Source organism: Microcystis sp. LE19-8.1F (assembly GCF_027531715.1).
GTDB classification, from domain to species: domain Bacteria; phylum Cyanobacteriota; class Cyanobacteriia; order Cyanobacteriales; family Microcystaceae; genus Microcystis; species Microcystis wesenbergii_A.
Window position 1 is genome coordinate 17,576 of sequence record NZ_JAPZSO010000119.1, and the last position, 16,061, is coordinate 33,636.

The window sequence follows — 16,061 nt, forward strand, 5'->3', positions numbered from 1 at the left end:
TTAATCTTAACTGTCAGCTACACCGGTTTCCTCAGGTGGCAAGCTGGATTCTTCTAGTCCCTTGACTTACCAGAAAATCTCTAATCTTAATTAGGAAATTTAACTCATGCGTAAACCATCAGCGTTATTATGGCTCGGTCTTTGTGTTAGTAGTTTAGCGGTTACGGTTTCCCTGGTGGCTGGAACATCGGCGAAAACCTTGACTAATTCTGATTCAGTGGTCAGTAAAGGTACTTTTAGTATTGCCCAAGCTAATCCCTGTGCCTCGAAAAATCCCTGCGCTGGCACTGATCCCTGTGCCTCGAAAAATCCCTGCGCTGCTAAACAGGGTAATGTGGGCGGTCCCTTAGCGCGACAATTGCAAGGAAAACCAGTGGTTGTCGATATCTATGCTAGTTGGTGCCCTGCCTGTAAAAATGTTGCCCCCACTCTTTCCCAACTTAAAAAAGATTACGCGGGTAAAGCTAATTTTATCGTCTTAGATGTCAGCGATCGCTCGAAAGCCACCCAATCGGCCCGCAAAGCCCAAGAATTGGGTCTAGGTCGTTTTTTTGAGGCGAATAAGTCCCAAACTGGCATGATTGCGATTATCGATCCCGCTACGGGCAATATTTTGGCACAATACCGGAATAATGCCGATAAATCCGCCTATTCCTCCGTACTGAACTTGGCTATTAATAAAAAATAGTCGAAGATTGCCCAGCTTAGGGAGTACCAGCGATCGCCAAGGACTCCCAGGGCAATTTTATTTTTTGGATCATTTCAGGAGAATTTTATGCGACGAGTATCGGAGTCAGTCGAAGGGTTGAAACCCGACAAAAAAGCGAAAATATCGAAAAAATTATTATTTTATCTGGTTTTAGGGCTTCTAGCTCTTATTTTAGTCCTTACTATCGGACCAATTATCGGCCATCCTCTGGAAAAAGCGATCTCGATCATCGAAAATAGCTATCAGCAATGGTTAGATCGACAAGATACAAACAATCCTCTAGTTTTACTGCCCCTAGCTTTTTTGGGTGGCGTAATTGCCAGCATATCTCCCTGTATTCTGGCACTATTACCCGTTAACCTCAGCTATATCGGCACCCTGAAAATAGAATCTCGTTGGGATGCCTTCAGCAAAGCAGGTTTATTTGTCCTAGGAGCGGTGACAATTTTAAGTCTTTTTGGTTTAGTTTCTTCCTTTGCCGGGACGGTAATGGTGGAGTACCGAGGTTATATTAATATTGTTGTCGGTTTGATTATGGCGGTCATGGGTCTGTGGTTATTGGGAGTAATTAAGCTACCTTTACCGCAAATGAACTTAAATCTCCCCCAAGCAGGCCCCTACGGAGTCGGATTAACTTTTGCTCTTGTTAGCTCTCCCTGTGCTAGTCCTGTCCTCTTTGCTGTCTTGGCCGCCGCTGCCGCTACCGGTTCTCAAGTCCTCGGCACCCTGACCATGGTTAGTTATGCTCTTGGTTACACGATTCTCATTTTCTTGGCCAGTTTATTTACCGGTCTAGCCAAACAAAGCCGGAATTTATTGCAACATTCCGAGACGATTATCCGTTTAGGTAGCGTGGCACTGATGGCGACGGGAGCCTATTATTTAGTTACTGGTACTCAGTGGTTTATGGGCAGCTAAGATGGTAACTCTAGAGGGGGAATGCCAAAAAAGCCGCCAGATAAAATTTATTTTTCTACCTTAACCCGTTGACTAACGACAACAATCCCATCTCCTTGAATTAAAATAGCCGATAACCAACGATTTTCTGGTGTTGCCGGCGCTTTTACCCGCTTAAATAAACCGCCGGACTGTAATAATTCCAATTCTAGAGGCTTTGTATTAATATAGCGCTCAATATCTACTTTCTCATCGATCGCCGCTCCGGCCAATAAATCATCCCCTAAAGGTTCGCGGACAATCACATCAAAATCAAATTCTTCACCCACTTTCACCCTTTCGGGAATTCTCACTTGAATACTGGGGGGATTTTTGCCAGTATTTAACTCAACTCTCTCGCTTAAAATCTCCTGATAAACCAGTTTATTACCTTGAAATTGTTGACGAGAACGAATCGTAGCATTCATTCCCACCGCTCGTCCCTGCACCTTTCCCGTCCCAGTAATTTTAGTAATTGTATTGGCCGTTAACTTGTCCCCAGAACGACTCCAAGATTCGAGGGTTGTGGTGTATTGTAGATTGTTATAACGTTCCCAAAAATGAGTTAAAGCCTTTTTAGTTTTTTCGTAGGTCAGGCCATCAGAGTTAGTAAATTTCGGACTATAAAACTCCATTAATTGCTTGATATCTCGCTCATTAGCCGCCGTTTCGATTTTGGAGATAAGGGTTTTTAAATTAGCCGGAGCAGTTTCTGGCTTTTCGGCCCGCAGACCGGTGGCAAGGGTGAAAGTTAACCCCAAACCTAACAGCAACGACAGGGAAAAATTGAGGGATTGACGAAAAAATTTATTGGGAATCGTGTTCAAGTTACGCATTAGTGATAGTTTGTGTAAGGATCGATCAATAACTATGGTAGATTATTTCATTCTAGGGCTAAATTTACCCTCTCTCGAATTATGGCACGCACTCCAACCCGTCTATTGATTGCCGCTAGTGGTACTGGTGGTCATTTATTTCCCGCTTTGGCCGTGGCCGAGCGCTTGCCGGATTACGAGATTGAATGGTTAGGAGTTCCAGACCGTCTGGAACAGTCCTTAGTTCCAAAAACCTATCCCCTGCACAGCATCCCCATTGAGGGATTTCAAACCCGTTTGGGGTTAAAAACTCTCAAGATTCTGCTGCGTCAACTGTGGGCCATTTGGCAAGTGCGTAGTTTAATCAAAAAACGTCAGATAGCGGCAGTTTTTACCACCGGGGGTTATATCGCAGGACCGACCATTTTAGCGGCTCGTTTAGCCAATATTCCCGTCATCCTACACGAATCTAACTACATACCGGGCAAAGTCACTAAAGTTCTCGGTCGCTGGTGTGATACGGTTGCCCTCGGTTTTCAGGGAACCGCCAGCTATTTACCCGGCACTCGCACCACTTGGGTTAGTACACCAGTACGGGAGCAGTTCCTTATTCCCCAGTCCCTAAATTTACCGATTCCAGAGGATGCTTTTTTAATTGTCGTTGCCGGTGGTTCTCAAGGGGCCGTGGCTCTTAATCAACTTGTGCGACAAAGCGCTCCCCAATGGTTAGAAAAAGGTATTTATATCGTGCATCTCACGGGAGAAAACGACCCCGAAGCGGATAGTCTGCGCCATTCTAACTATTTTTCCCGGCCTTTTTACGACAATATGGCGGGATTATGGCAAAGAGCTAATCTGGCTATCAGTCGCTCCGGTGCCGGCACTTTAACAGAATTAGCGATCACTTGTACGCCTTCGATTTTAATTCCCTATCCTTTTGCTGCCGAAGACCATCAGTTCTATAATGCCCAAGTTTTTGCTGAAGCTCAAGCCGCTTATCTTTACCGTCAAAATGAGTTAACTGCTCAGTTTTTAAGCGAATTAGTCCTCGATTTATGGTCTAATCCCGAAAAATTGACCGCCATGGCCCAACAAGCTTCTCATCTAGCTATTAGTGATAGTGCTGATTTATTAGCCGATTTGTTGAGAAGAAAGAGTCAAAAAGATAGTTTTTGAAACAAATCGGCCACGGGAAAAGTGAACCCCGGAACCACATCTTCCCCCTCCAAAAAATCTCCTGATGTTAATAATCCCTGCGGTTCGTACCCGCAACGATAAACTAAAACATAGTGTTGACCTGGACTGATAACCCAAAGCAAACGAGTCCCATTGGCAAAATATTCGGCAATTTTGTCCTCGATTTCTGCCACTGTATTGCCAGGAGAGAGAATTTCTATCACTAAATCGGGCGCACCTTCTAGAAAACCCGTCGGCAATTCTTCCAATCCTTGCAGACGTTTCTTGGCAAAAAAAGCTATATCGGGAGAGCGTTTATTACCATTTTTCATAGTAAAAGCAGTGCTGGAGTCCAATAATACCCCTAGTTTTCGAGATGTTACTAAAGCGAATAAAGCAGCACTTAAAATAATGGCAATATAACCGTGTAAAGCCCCAGAATTAGCCATATTAATTAACTCTCCCTTGACCAATTCGTAACGATTACCATCGTCAGGTAACGCCATAAACTCTGCATCAGTCCATACTTTTGTCTCTGGAGTTTTCATCACAGTATTTTCTCGAATAGACATAATTTATCCTCGGTAAATATTCACAAGTAAAACCCTTAAAGAATTTCCTGTAACATCCGATTGGCCTGGGAGGCGTAACCACCACCAAATAAATTAAAGTGATTGAGAATGTGGTAGAGATTGTAAAGAGTTTTGCGCTGTTGATAACCGGCATCGAGGGGGAAAACATCGTTATAACCCCGATAAAAAGCCGCTGGAAAACCGCCAAAAAGTTCCGTCATGGCTAAATCTACCTCCCTGTCTCCCCAATAGGTGGCAGGGTCTAAAATTACCGGTTCCCCATCGACGGTAATTGCCGCGTTTCCCGACCACAAATCACCATGGACGAGGGAGGGATGGGGTTGATGCTGACTCAAAATCTCGCTAATAGCGGGAATAACTTGATCCTCGTCGGGAAAATTGCCGCCGCGCTCCTTCGCCAGTCTTAATTGATAGCCAATACGCTGATGAGCGAAAAAATCCGCCCAATTGTTACTAATGGTATTAATCTGGGGAGTAGAACCAATGGTATTATTACACTGCCAACCAAAGCGATCGGATAAAGAAACTTGATGTAAATGAGCTAAATTTTGCCCCATTTTTTCCCAGCTTTGACTATTGCCACCGCCGAATTCTAGCCACTCTAGCACTAAATAACTAGATTTCTCGGCAATTCCCCAACAAATTGGCTCTGGAACCCTGATAGTCTGGGTGGCGTGAATTTGCTTTAATCCTAAAGCTTCGGCGGCAAACATGGCCTCTTGGTTCGCTTGGTTAATCTTAACGAAATAAATTAAACCATTGCCACTGACGGCATAACCCTGATTGATGCAGCCACCACTAACGGGACGACTTTTCTCAATTTCAAAAGGTTTTTCCGTGGTTTGGGCAATATGTCGGGCAATTTGAGTCCACATAGGTTATCAGTTATCAGTTATCAGTTATCAGTTATCAGTTATCAGTTATCAGTTATCAGTTATCAGATGTAAGTTTTAAGTTAATTAGTTATTTAGTTATCAGATGTAAGTTAATTAGTTATTGATTTATTTATTTATAGCGTTTCCTAAGCTAGTGAGGTACACATATTTTTCTTCCCTTTTGACTTTTGCCTCTTGCCTTTTGCCTAAAACCCATAACTTTTGTACCTCAGCAGACTGAAAAACGCTATATCTTCATCTTTATCCCTGATTACTGATTACTGTTCACTGATTACTGTTCACTGATTACTGTTCACTGATTACTGAATTGGTCTCACCACCACCACACCGTAAGCGTTGAGATTTAAATACTCTTGACAGGCATTTTGAATATCCTCTAAAGTGAGGGCTTCAATGTGTTGGGGATAACAAAAAGCCGGTTGTAAATCACCGATCTGAGTATGATAATAACCGTAAAGGTTAGCCCGATCGCTCGGTCTTTCATTGCTAAAAATAAACCGATTGGCCACTTGGGTTTTAACTCGTTCCAGTTCAGAAACTGTCACAGATTCCTGTTGGATTTGTCTAATCTGTGCTATCGCCTCCCTCTCCACTTGCTCGATATTTTCCGAGGCTAATTGGGCCGACACGGAAAAGACTCCTTGCACTGCTTGGGACATATTACTGGCAGTGATTTGGGAAACTAAGGCCTTTTCTTGCCGCAGAGATTGAAATAATCGCGATACCTTGCCCTGACCCAGAATAGCTGCTAAAACATCGAGAGGATAGGTTTTTTCTAAGTCTCTTAACCCCGGCACTTTCCAAAATAGGATTAAGCGGGCCTGCTGCAAATTTTCATCCTCGTATTCTTGACGGATAATCTCGTTAAAGGGAGCTTCGGGCTGTAGATTGGCGATCGGATGGGAAATAAGCCCAGAATTGCCCTTACTGCCTAAATTATCTAAAGAATCACTCACAATAGCCATTAAATCATCTACAGGCAAATTACCCACCACCGCCACCGTCATCCATTCGGGACGATACCAAGTCCGATGAAAATCGCGCATTTGTTGAGGAGTAAGATTTTCAATCACTGCCGTCGGACCCAACACCGGACGACGATAGGGTAAAACTTGAAAACAGGTCTCCATGGTGCGATAAAAAGTGCGACGACGGGGATTATCCTGAGAACGACGAATTTCTTCTAAAATAACCTGTCTTTCCCGCTCAAAAGCCTCATCGGGGATTAAAGCTTCTAAAACCACTTCTAGCTGGAGCGGGGCCAGATGGGCGAAGTCCTGCGGGGCAGTGGTAATGTAATAATGGGTGTATTCTTGGCTAGTAGCGGCATTAGTCACCGCTCCCCTCGATTCGATCGCCCGTTCAAATTCACCACTGTCTAAGTTAGGGGTTCCCTTAAAAACCATGTGTTCGAGAAAATGAGCCATTCCATTGATCTGATCCGATTCTAAGGCCGAGCCGACCTGCAGCCAGACATTGAGATTAACCGCTTCTACCGGTTGACTTTCGGCAATAATCGTTAAACCATTGGCAAGACGGTGCAGAATCGGAGTGTTGAGCGTGGCAGGTTTCCCTAGGATAGCCGTCATTCTTTATTAGTCCTCGGTAATCACTCTGGCAAAAATTGTCACTTTTCTCTATTGTAGTCCCAGACCTTCAGAGAGCCAACAAGATCAGGTGTTGGGTGTTAGGAGTTAGGAGTCAGTATTCAGGAGACAGGAGACAGTATTCAGGAGACAGGAGACAGTATTCAGGAGACAGGAGACAGGAGATTATTTTTATTTATTCTTTCCACACCCCACACCCCACACCCCACACCCCACACCCCACACCCCACACCCCAATTCATAATTCATAATTCTCCTCTTGCCTCTGAGAAAAAAAAATGCTATGATGGAACCAAATCGGGCTTCTACGTTGGTGACTGCCTTTCAAGTTTTTTGATCTATGCTTGATTGTGATAAGGGAGCGAATAACCAATCCGTGTGGTAGTAAACCGAGCTTGTACTCGGAAACAGAAACGCGGAATATAAGTTCCCACCTGGTTAACCCAGGTCATAAACTTAGGTAAAACGGCGTAGCGGTCTTTTCAAGTTTTTTGAGCAGATCAGAGTCCCTGTACTTTTTTGGTTTTGCCTTCCGCGCTGGCCAAAAAAGCGCTGATTTATATTTTTTCTAGGTTAAAGACTGCTGTTTTCGGTAACGCTTGTCACTGCTAAATTGTGACAATCTGGACTACACTAGGGAAAATTTATGAATTATTGTTAAGCAATGACTGAAAAACAGCCAAGAGTTGTTATCATAGGCGGCGGATTTGCGGGTTTATACACGGCCAAAGCCCTAAAAAACGCCCCCGTTCATGTTACCCTCATCGATAAGCGAAATTTCCATCTTTTTCAGCCCCTCCTCTATCAAGTTGCTACTGGGGCGCTGTCTCCGGCCGATATCTCCTCACCTTTGCGCTTAATCCTACGGGGTCATGAGAATACAGATATTCTCCTCGATCATGCCATAGATATAGATCCGGTCAAGGGAGAAGTGATCTTGGAAGATCACCCACCGATCGCCTACGATCAGTTAGTTATTGCCACGGGAGTCAGTCATCACTATTTTGGCAATGATCAATGGCAGCCCTACGCTCCCGGGTTAAAAACCATTGAAGACGCAGTAGAAATGCGTCGTCGCATCTATCTCGCTTTCGAGAAGGCCGAGAAAGAAATCGATGCCGAAAAGCGGCAAGCTTTATTAACTTTTGTTATTGTCGGTGGCGGACCGACGGGGGTAGAATTAGCAGGAGCGATCGCTGAAATTGCCCACGGTGCGCTTAGGTCTGATTTTCACCAGATTAACCCCACAGAAGCGAAAATTTTGCTCTTAGAAGGGATGGAGCGGGTATTACCCCCATATTCACCCGATTTATCCGCTAAAGCTGCCGCTTCTCTCACAAAATTAGGGGTGACAGTGCAAACTAACAGCATCGTTACCAATATTGTTGAAGGTTGTGTCAGCGTCCGTCAGGGAGAAAAGACGACAGAAATCGCTGCCGAGACAATTTTATGGGCAGCGGGGGTAAAAGCATCGAGAATGGGGCGAATTTTGGCCGAAAGAACTGGGGTAAATCTCGATCGCGTCGGCCGGGTAATCGTCGAACCCGATTTAAGTATCGCCGGTTATGCCAATATTTTTGTGATCGGGGATCTGGCTAATTTTGCCCATCAGGGAGATAAACCTTTACCCGGAATTGCCCCCGTGGCCATGCAGGAGGGCGAATATCTGGCCAATTTATTAATTTCTCGCCTAAAAGGGCAAAGTATTAAACCTTTTCATTATATCGATCGAGGTAGTCTGGCAGTTATCGGCCAAAATGCGGCCGTGGTTGATTTGGGATTTGTCAAGTTTTCCGGGTTCATCGCTTGGTTAGTCTGGGTTTGGGCCCATATTTACTATCTGATCGAATTTGATAATAAATTAGTGGTGATGGTGCAATGGGGTTGGAATTATTTTACCCGCGGTCGTGGCGCTCGTTTGATTACGGGAGAGGGGCAGAATTTAGCCTCGGGACAATTGCCGCAAAATAACGGCCAAAATAATAACAATCTTGCCGTTTCTAACCCGAAGGAAACTCTCTCTCCACCAATTGTGAAAGTGTGAAAAAATAGCCGTGATTATCTAGTTATCAGTTAGCAGGTAAGAACAATCGATCATGAAAATAGAACATCCTAACAGTCTAGAAATTACCCCAGAGGAAAGCCAAGAATTAGAATATTTACGAGTTACAATTGAACGAGCGATCAAAGATGGTGTGATCACAAGAATAGAATTTGAATCGATTAAAACGATCATGTTTTCTAATAAGAAAAATAATCCCGACCAAATCCTCCGGCAAGTGACACTCTATCGCCATTTAGTCGTTGAAAAACTGAATAATAGCGAACTAATTTTTGAATCTCCTCAATAGGTCTAATACTAAATCCGTTGAGTATAGGTTACTTATAAGGACAGGCAAAAGGCAAGAGGCTTCGGCCGTGAGCTCAGCCGAACGGCAAGAGGCAAAAGGGGGAATAAATAATCAGTTTTTAATAACAGGATTTAGTGTAAATCGTCTTTTTAGCTATTTAGTACAAATGCTCAAGCTTTCTCTTCTTTCTTCGCACTTCCCACTATCCTATACCTTCTCCTGCCCTCTGCCTTTTGCCTTTGTTAGCCTATTCTTTTTTGTCGCTACCCGGAAAAGCTCGACCTTGAATATTTTCTAAAGCTGAAACTGCCGCCCTGGAACCAGCGATAATATCTCGTTCTTCTCCCCCTAAATATAAGCGGCCAAAACTGCCCACGGAAGTAACGTGTAGGATATTAATTAAAGCGGCTTTTTCGGCCTGATTAGCGGCAAGGGAAGCGTAGGCGGCCGGTTGCACTTCTAAAACGTATAAAGTCTGTCCTGCCATTAACATCATACCCCGAGAACTACGGTTAATTAATTGGGCTTGGTAAGCGTCAATGTTGCGAATAATTTGGCTAGAGACAATTTGCGGTTTCAGACAATCGCGCTGACTAACGCCTAAATACTGCAAAATTGCCTGGCCGGCCGCCCTGACCTCTCCCTGACTGCTAGAATGGAGTTCTAGGAGTCCGTAGAGTCGTTCTACGAATAGAACCCCCGGACGAACCACGGCGGATTTGAGGGCAATATCGGTGATGCGATTAATCTCGATGCCGGGGGAAATTTCAATCCAGAGGGAAGCATCCCCGGGTAAGGGTAAAAATCCTTGGGCGACTGTACCGATGTAAGCGGCGTGTTGAAGCTGTAAATTGTCAAGATAAACGTAACTGCGAAGTTCTACACCCAAGCTAATTTCTCCCTCTCTGGTCTATCTTAAAAGTTATGGGGACAGCTATAGGTTCTGCCGCCTTATCGATCGCCCCGAGGCTACAGTGAGACCTAAAATATATTTAAGTCCCGTTTCTCTCCTCTGGCCGATCCGGAGCGACGATCAATCAATCCTTAATTAGGGCTTAGGCATTACCATCTTCCACTATAGTATAGAATCGGCTGCCCTTGAATTTGCCGAGGAGAAGGGGTAAAAAACTATAATTATGGGGACAAACTAAGGGAAAAACCAGCATGACGATTCTTTTAGGGGGAGATATCGGGGGAACTAAAACAATCCTGCGTTTAGTGGATTGCCAAAACTCACCGGATAGTCCCCAACCCCTGCTAACCACTCTCGATCAAGAAAGTTATCCTAGTAAACAATACCCCGATCTGGTCCCGATCGTCTGGCAGTTTTTGGCCCGACAAACCACTATTCCCCCAGTGGCAAAAGCTTGTTTCGGTATTGCCGGTCCAGTGGTTAACAATAGTTCCGAATTGACTAATTTAAGTTGGTTCCTAACTGGCGATCGCCTAAGCCGTGAGCTGCAGATTGAGCGGGTAAAATTAATTAATGATTTTGCGGCGATCGGTTATGGGGTGTTAGGATTAGCCCCAGAGGAGCTGCACAATCTACAGTCGGCCCCGGCAGTACCAGAGGCCCCGATTGCGGTTATCGGTGCGGGGACGGGGTTAGGAGAGGGTTTTTTGATTCCTATCTCGAAGGGTAAATATCGGGTGTTTGGTAGTGAGGGTTCCCACGCCGATTTTGCCCCTCGATCGAGTTTAGAATATCAACTATTAAATTATCTCTTGGAACTCTATAATATCGAGCGAATTTCGGTGGAGCGAGTGGTTTCTGGCCCTGGAATCACTTCTATCTATCGATTTCTCCACGATAGTAACTATAGTCAGTCATCACCGGCCATGGCGGAAATTTACCGCACTTGGTTAGCAGAAATGGGTAAACCGCAAAAAACCGTCGATTTAGCGGCTAAAATTGCCAGTTTTGCCCAAGATGACTCGGATTATCTTTGTTATCAAACTATGAAAATCTTTGTCGAGGCCTACGGTGCGGAAGCGGGCAATTTAGCCCTCAAGTTGCTTCCCTACGGAGGATTATACATCGCGGGGGGGATTGCGGCCAAAAATCTTCCCCTAATGACCGAGGGTAGCTTTATGAAGGCTTTTCGGGCTAAAGGTCGGATGAGGGAGCTATTAAGCAATATTCCCGTTCATATCGTCCTTAATCCCCAAGTGGGACTGATGGGGGCGGTTTACTGTGCTAGTCAGCTATGAGCGAGGGTTGACTGGATTTTACCAACGGCGGCGGCGATTGAGGCAAGCGCTCGAAAAAATGTTCTCCATCACCGTTTTCCTGCCCTTGGCTGTGCTTGGGGGGGCTTAGATGTTATTGGTGTTTATCAACAAAAGCCGCTAGAAAGCCGAAAAAATGCCGATCAACAGCTAGAAAAAGTCCTACTGTCCTGTGAAGAAAAAATGTTAAATTCCGACCAGGCCAGTTTTGCCGACAAACTGCACTGGCGCGGTTATGGAAAACAGCCTAGGGCAGTTGCTCTGGCCGGGGGTCAATGCTATGATTAGGAAGACTTTTGCGGGTATAGTTCAGTGGTAGAACGTCACCTTCCCAAGGTGAATGTCGCGCGTTCGAGTCGCGTTACCCGCTTCTGAGGACAATTGTGACGATAACTAGGGCTGGCTGAATAAATGTGAAATATAGATGAGGTAAGGGTTTTGGAGCTTTTGGATGGGAAACAGGTGCAAGGTTTTGAGGGATAGTGGTTCAAAAACCTTGCGTCTTCATCGGCGCTCGCGCTCTGATACACCTTCATTCTCGCCAATCCCTCAGTATAATCTATGACCCTTCACTCTATCACCCTTATAATGATAGATAAGTACCTAAGCAAAATTAATTACACATATCTAACTACCTCTTGCCTTTTGTATGAGTGTTCGTGTTAGTGAGTGTTAGTGAGCGGCTCGAGTCAGCCTCGCCGAACTCTTGTCGAACTACTGATCTCACGCCGAAGTCTCACGCCGAAGTCTCACTGCCGAAGCCTTTTGCCTCTTGCATGAGTGCCTATCCTGACCAAGAAATTGATTTTGCACGACTACTTAGGACGTACCTTTAAATCAATTGACTTATAACAGCGAAATGCGATAAGGGTTTTCGGCTTTTGTAGTATATATGTAGGGGAAAAGTTCAGGAATAAGAAGTTTATTGAGCATTTTGCTTGACTTTTAGGGAATTTTTGGCGATAAAAATAGCGATTTTGACTTAGCGATCGCTATCTTCTAAATATCTCTGCAAATCTTTGGTGCGCTGCTCGGTGACATCTGCCAAACAAAAACCGTAAATCATGGGAGCCATCGATCCTCCCTCATAGGCACTTCTTTCAAATTCGCAACTGCTGTCTCTAAACTTAATCCAAGCTTGTTGGGCGCTAATTAATTTTTGTTGGCGAGAAGCTGACAGTTTTGGCAGTAGTTGTCGATAAACTTGATTTAACTTGCGATCAGCGTTTTGATAAGCTATGCTGGCACAAATGTTCATTTCGCTTTGAGTCTGAGGATTGTTACAGTTAGGGCGTTGAGCTAGTTGCAAGTTCGTCGCTGCAGATGTGGGACTTGCAATGCCACGGGTAGCCATCCCGACAGCAAACAAACTTGCTATGCTTAATATGGTTAGTAAAAACTTACCCATGGCTATTTATTCTATGATCGTAAGAACAGGATAACAGAAATGCGATCGAAGTGATCGGATTGCGAATCAGTAGCGTTTTTAATCTAGCTTTTTAGGAAGCAGACTAGGTTTGATACTAAATCCGTTGAGTAACGCACGGAAAACGGGTTTCTCGGAGAAACCCGTTTTCTACTCATGCACTCATGCAAAAAGGGGAATAAATAATCAGTCTTTAATAACCAGATTTAGTATGATTCATTTATTCGCTTGCTTAACTCTATTTCATTATTTCCAAAAAAGAAAATCAGAGGAATCGGTAACTAAAAAACCCAGACGGGAACTCGTTTATAAGCAGGAGTCCCACAGCGAGGGTCGATTTTAGCTTTGAATAAAACATTGGTTTCGGGATAGAACATAAAGCCAACACCTTCGCGAATCGGACCGAAAATAAGTTCGATATTCTCTAATTTGCCGGCATCTCCTTGGACGGTGACTCGTTGATGTTCCCGAAAGCCTGCTTTTTTGGCATCTTCGGCGTTCATCAATAAACAATGACGGTGAGGCATTCCCCGATATTTATCGCCCACTTGATAAACGACGGTATTATGTTGTCCATAACTGCGTCCCGTTCCGAGAATGAGGGTAATTCCGGGGGCATTTTCCGGTTGGTTGAAATCTTGCTTTTGCGGCGCTTTTAAAGTGGGTAAAGGGGTGACAGACATTTGCGCTTTTCCGGTTGAGGTCGCAAAATGAGGTTCGGTAAAAATCCGTCCGCTAATGGTAAATTCTGTTTGGGTTTGATCTAATTGCCCGATTTTTTGATAACCCGGAATCGTTCTGGCGATTAGCTGACGAATATAGGCGGTGTCGTCTAATCTCGACCAATCGATCGGGTCAGTACCTAAAACTTTGACGGCAATATTTGTTAATAGTTCTACTTCCGAGATGACATCGACATCGGAACCCTGTAGATGACTGCTTCCCCGCTCGTTAAAACGGACAAAATTATTGCCCGATTCGGTGGTTGTCGGGTGAGGATTTTCAAAACGAGCGAAGACGGGTAAAATTACCGTATTTTGTCGGGCTAATCCCTGAAAATGTCCTAAATTTGGCTTGGTGGCTACATAAAAAATCGTATCAATTTGTGCTAAGGCTTTTTTGGCTTGAGTTAAATCTGGATTTGCCCCATAAAGATTACCTCCCAAACAGAAAAGGGTGTTGATTTTTCCCCGTTCGGCCGCTTCAATTAATGCCCTGGTATCATAACCGCCAGTTATATTTAATGGCTTTCCTAAAAGTTGAGAAAGTGCCTCGGCGATTTCCCGACGTAATTTCACCGTAACGCCCATAGAACCGAAGCCCTGTACATTAGAATGACCCCTAATTGGCATGGTTCCGGCTCCGATTTTGCCGGCATTACCTGTGAGTAAGGCCGTGTTAGCGATACTGATGATATTATCGACACCGTTTTCCTGTTGTGTAACTCCCATCGCCCAAGCGAAAACCACGCGCTCTAATTTGCCGAAAAGGGCGGCGGTTGCTTCAATTTCTTCTCGGGATAAACCGCAGGTTTTAGTAATGGTTTCCCAGGGTATTTGTCGGGCGTAATCTATAACAGATTGCCAATTTTCTGTATGGGATTCCAGATAATCCCACCGGACTAAATTTTGTTCGATCAAAGATTTTTGTAATCCGACGAATAGGGCGGTATCACTACCCGGAATCGGCTGTAGGTAGAGAGTAGAAATATCGGAACCGCCCCGCAATAGGGATTTAATCGGAAAAGCGGGCGAGGAGAATTTGACCAATCCGACTTCAATTTGCGGGTTAATAATAATAATTTTACCGCCGCGATCACGAATTTGAATTAATTCATTCATCAGGCGGGGATGATTAGCCGGGGCGTTAGAACCGATCAATACCACACAATCGGCCTGTTTTAAACTTTCCAGACTGACCATTGAAGTCCCAGAGCCGAAAACCTGTTTTAATCCTACGGTCGAGGCGGCATGACAGAGATCGGAACAATCGGCTAAATTATTACTTCCCAATGCCCGGAAAAATAATTGTAAGAGATAGGCGGCTTCATTAGAAGAACGTCCCGAACTATAGGAGGCCAGAGTCTCGGACGGTTGATGAAAAGCTTGTTCGGCTAATCGATAAACTTCTTCCCAACTAATACGTTGATAGTGACTTTCTCCGGCTTTTAAGAGGACGGGATAACTGAAACGACCCAAGCGGTCGCATTCTAAGGAGGTTAGGGACTGTAATTGAGCGAGATGATAGGTTTGAAAAAAATCGGTTTTAATACCTGGCATTAATTCGGAGGTAATCGCCTCGACACTTTTGAGACAACGTTGCAGACTTTCCCCCGCCTCGTTGACAAAACCGCCTTTTTGTCCCCCCGTTCCCCAAGCGCAAGCTAAACAGGCACTTTTATGATTTAAGGTTTGCCAGAGTTTAATCCCTTGAGGAGAGAGGGTTTTTTCTGCCCAATATTGCAATACGGGAAAACCCCCACCCGCCTCAATTTTGTTTGATGTTTCCCGTTCGTTCATCGCTTTTTCTCCCGATTTTTCCTTAAATCCCTCCGATAGGGAAAGTGTACCCAGTACAGTTGAGTTTATCACCATTTTTCAAAAAGTGCATCACCAACGGATAAACGAGAGGGCAAGCTACGGCTGGTTATTGACAATACTCTATGATTGTGATTTTATCAGACTAGGGAGAGGTCTATTAAAATGATAATTCAGATGGATGAAAATGAAGAATTTCAACATTTAGAAGAGATGAGCGCCAATCTCCAAGCAAAACAGAAACGGATTCTGAAAGGGATGTTAGATTATCCGATTCAAATCGATTCGGTAATTCGGATACTTTCGGAACCATCTCGGCAATTGGCAATAACCCATAATAAGTAGTCGTGCAAAATTAATTTCCTAGTGAAGATAGGCAAGAGGCAAGAGGCAAGAGGCAAGAGGTGTTTAGATATGTGTAATTAATTTTGCTTAGGTACTTAATATAACCAGAATACAGAATATCCTTAAAGAATTGGAAAAACAAGGATTGGTTAGTTTTCGCGACTGTCAATATTCTGACAGGGGGACAAGCAAGCTGAAAAGCTTATGTAGCATAAAATACAGACACAGACTCCCAAAAAAGATCAGTCATATTTACCATATATGACCTAAATAACGAAAATGATAAGTGAACTATACCATAAAGTGTTAGAAAATGAACTGGGACGAGCCAGATATCTACTGTTGTTAATGATAGTTGGAACCTGGCAAATACTAAAGCAAGCTAAGTTAGAGATATTAGCTGAAGCCTTACCAATACCAATCCTGTTTGAGAGTCGGAGA

Annotated in this window: 14 protein-coding genes, 1 tRNA gene and 1 other RNA gene; 9 read left to right on the plus strand and 7 right to left on the minus strand. The window is 44.2% G+C overall.

What is annotated here, in order from left to right; all coding sequences use genetic code 11:
- Window positions 1-106 precede the first annotated feature (106 nt).
- Window positions 107-688: a TlpA family protein disulfide reductase gene (locus tag O9334_RS11785; RefSeq protein WP_190380284.1), complete on the plus strand. Its 582-nt coding sequence runs from the start codon at window positions 107-109 to the stop codon at window positions 686-688.
- 87 nt (window positions 689-775) lie between these two features.
- Entirely contained in the window at window positions 776-1,627 is an 852-nt protein-coding gene (locus tag O9334_RS11790) for a cytochrome c biogenesis CcdA family protein (protein ID WP_002781740.1), read from the plus strand.
- 47 nt (window positions 1,628-1,674) lie between these two features.
- Here O9334_RS11790 and O9334_RS11795 read toward each other — a convergent pair whose 3' ends face one another.
- Window positions 1,675-2,481 (minus strand): DUF8623 domain-containing protein, encoded by an 807-nt coding sequence (locus O9334_RS11795; RefSeq protein WP_288000354.1) that lies wholly within the window; start codon window positions 2,479-2,481, stop codon window positions 1,675-1,677.
- A gap of 81 nt (window positions 2,482-2,562) precedes the next feature.
- Here O9334_RS11795 and murG point away from each other — a divergent pair, with 81 nt between their 5' ends.
- A complete protein-coding gene (murG, locus tag O9334_RS11800) occupies window positions 2,563-3,636 on the plus strand; it encodes an undecaprenyldiphospho-muramoylpentapeptide beta-N-acetylglucosaminyltransferase (RefSeq protein WP_288000355.1) in 1,074 nt (357 codons plus the stop codon).
- Here the strand turns inward: murG and O9334_RS11805 are convergent.
- The 3 genes from O9334_RS11805 to O9334_RS11815 form a co-directional block, all read right to left on the minus strand.
- Window positions 3,618-4,208, minus strand: a complete 591-nt coding sequence (locus tag O9334_RS11805; protein ID WP_288000356.1) for a Uma2 family endonuclease — start codon at window positions 4,206-4,208, stop codon at window positions 3,618-3,620. The two genes, murG and O9334_RS11805, sit on opposite strands and share 19 nt — an antisense overlap.
- Before the next feature lie 35 nt (window positions 4,209-4,243).
- Window positions 4,244-5,104 (minus strand): fructosamine kinase family protein, encoded by an 861-nt coding sequence (locus O9334_RS11810; protein ID WP_288000357.1) that lies wholly within the window; start codon window positions 5,102-5,104, stop codon window positions 4,244-4,246.
- A 320-nt stretch (window positions 5,105-5,424) separates the two neighbouring features.
- Window positions 5,425-6,714 carry a M16 family metallopeptidase gene (locus tag O9334_RS11815; RefSeq protein WP_045359231.1) on the minus strand — a complete coding sequence of 430 codons (1,290 nt, stop codon included), beginning with the start codon at window positions 6,712-6,714 and terminating at the stop codon, window positions 5,425-5,427.
- Window positions 6,715-7,028: 314 nt separating this feature from the next.
- On the opposite strand from O9334_RS11815, the gene ssrS reads away from it, so the two are divergent.
- From ssrS to O9334_RS11830, 3 genes are all read left to right on the plus strand, one after another.
- Window positions 7,029-7,216, plus strand: a non-coding RNA gene (ssrS, locus tag O9334_RS11820) — 6S RNA.
- A 180-nt stretch (window positions 7,217-7,396) separates the two neighbouring features.
- Window positions 7,397-8,776 (plus strand): NAD(P)/FAD-dependent oxidoreductase, encoded by a 1,380-nt coding sequence (locus tag O9334_RS11825; protein ID WP_045359229.1) that lies wholly within the window; start codon window positions 7,397-7,399, stop codon window positions 8,774-8,776.
- Between the two features lie 52 nt (window positions 8,777-8,828).
- On the plus strand, window positions 8,829-9,083 hold the full coding sequence (locus O9334_RS11830; protein WP_045359227.1) for a hypothetical protein: 255 nt from the start codon (window positions 8,829-8,831) through the stop codon (window positions 9,081-9,083).
- A gap of 247 nt (window positions 9,084-9,330) precedes the next feature.
- Here O9334_RS11830 and ccmP read toward each other — a convergent pair whose 3' ends face one another.
- On the minus strand, window positions 9,331-9,972 hold the full coding sequence (gene ccmP / locus O9334_RS11835; RefSeq protein WP_002766539.1) for a beta-carboxysome protein CcmP: 642 nt from the start codon (window positions 9,970-9,972) through the stop codon (window positions 9,331-9,333).
- A 275-nt stretch (window positions 9,973-10,247) separates the two neighbouring features.
- Here ccmP and O9334_RS11840 point away from each other — a divergent pair, with 275 nt between their 5' ends.
- Together O9334_RS11840 and O9334_RS11845 are read left to right on the plus strand one after the other, a co-directional pair.
- Window positions 10,248-11,294: a glucokinase gene (locus tag O9334_RS11840; protein WP_288000358.1), complete on the plus strand. Its 1,047-nt coding sequence runs from the start codon at window positions 10,248-10,250 to the stop codon at window positions 11,292-11,294.
- Window positions 11,295-11,610: 316 nt separating this feature from the next.
- Window positions 11,611-11,682 (plus strand) — tRNA-Gly (locus O9334_RS11845).
- A 612-nt stretch (window positions 11,683-12,294) separates the two neighbouring features.
- Here the strand turns inward: O9334_RS11845 and O9334_RS11850 are convergent.
- Both O9334_RS11850 and O9334_RS11855 read right to left on the minus strand, forming a co-directional pair.
- Complete coding sequence (locus O9334_RS11850; RefSeq protein ID WP_045359222.1) at window positions 12,295-12,720, minus strand: lysozyme inhibitor LprI family protein; 426 nt, start codon at window positions 12,718-12,720, stop codon at window positions 12,295-12,297.
- A 299-nt stretch (window positions 12,721-13,019) separates the two neighbouring features.
- Entirely contained in the window at window positions 13,020-15,257 is a 2,238-nt protein-coding gene (locus O9334_RS11855; RefSeq protein WP_288000359.1) for an FdhF/YdeP family oxidoreductase, read from the minus strand.
- A gap of 195 nt (window positions 15,258-15,452) precedes the next feature.
- Here O9334_RS11855 and O9334_RS11860 point away from each other — a divergent pair, with 195 nt between their 5' ends.
- Window positions 15,453-15,620 (plus strand): hypothetical protein, encoded by a 168-nt coding sequence (locus O9334_RS11860; RefSeq protein WP_238567809.1) that lies wholly within the window; start codon window positions 15,453-15,455, stop codon window positions 15,618-15,620.
- Window positions 15,621-16,061 lie beyond the last annotated feature (441 nt).

Excerpts from the sequence above, each read along its gene's own strand:
- O9334_RS11830 (WP_045359227.1), top strand. The coding sequence starts at position 8,829 with ATGAAAATAGAACATCCTAACAGTCTAGAAATTACCCCAGAGGAAAGC.
- O9334_RS11860 (WP_238567809.1), top strand. The coding sequence starts at position 15,453 with ATGGATGAAAATGAAGAATTTCAACATTTAGAAGAGATGAGCGCCAAT.
- O9334_RS11805 (WP_288000356.1), bottom strand. The coding sequence starts at position 4,208 with ATGTCTATTCGAGAAAATACTGTGATGAAAACTCCAGAGACAAAAGTA.
- O9334_RS11840 (WP_288000358.1), top strand. The coding sequence starts at position 10,248 with ATGACGATTCTTTTAGGGGGAGATATCGGGGGAACTAAAACAATCCTG.
- O9334_RS11855 (WP_288000359.1), bottom strand. The coding sequence starts at position 15,257 with ATGAACGAACGGGAAACATCAAACAAAATTGAGGCGGGTGGGGGTTTT.
- O9334_RS11825 (WP_045359229.1), top strand. The coding sequence starts at position 7,397 with ATGACTGAAAAACAGCCAAGAGTTGTTATCATAGGCGGCGGATTTGCG.
- O9334_RS11785 (WP_190380284.1), top strand. The coding sequence starts at position 107 with ATGCGTAAACCATCAGCGTTATTATGGCTCGGTCTTTGTGTTAGTAGT.
- O9334_RS11810 (WP_288000357.1), bottom strand. The coding sequence starts at position 5,104 with ATGTGGACTCAAATTGCCCGACATATTGCCCAAACCACGGAAAAACCT.
- O9334_RS11850 (WP_045359222.1), bottom strand. The coding sequence starts at position 12,720 with ATGGGTAAGTTTTTACTAACCATATTAAGCATAGCAAGTTTGTTTGCT.
- O9334_RS11815 (WP_045359231.1), bottom strand. The coding sequence starts at position 6,714 with ATGACGGCTATCCTAGGGAAACCTGCCACGCTCAACACTCCGATTCTG.
- O9334_RS11795 (WP_288000354.1), bottom strand. The coding sequence starts at position 2,481 with ATGCGTAACTTGAACACGATTCCCAATAAATTTTTTCGTCAATCCCTC.
- murG (WP_288000355.1), top strand. The coding sequence starts at position 2,563 with ATGGCACGCACTCCAACCCGTCTATTGATTGCCGCTAGTGGTACTGGT.
- O9334_RS11790 (WP_002781740.1), top strand. The coding sequence starts at position 776 with ATGCGACGAGTATCGGAGTCAGTCGAAGGGTTGAAACCCGACAAAAAA.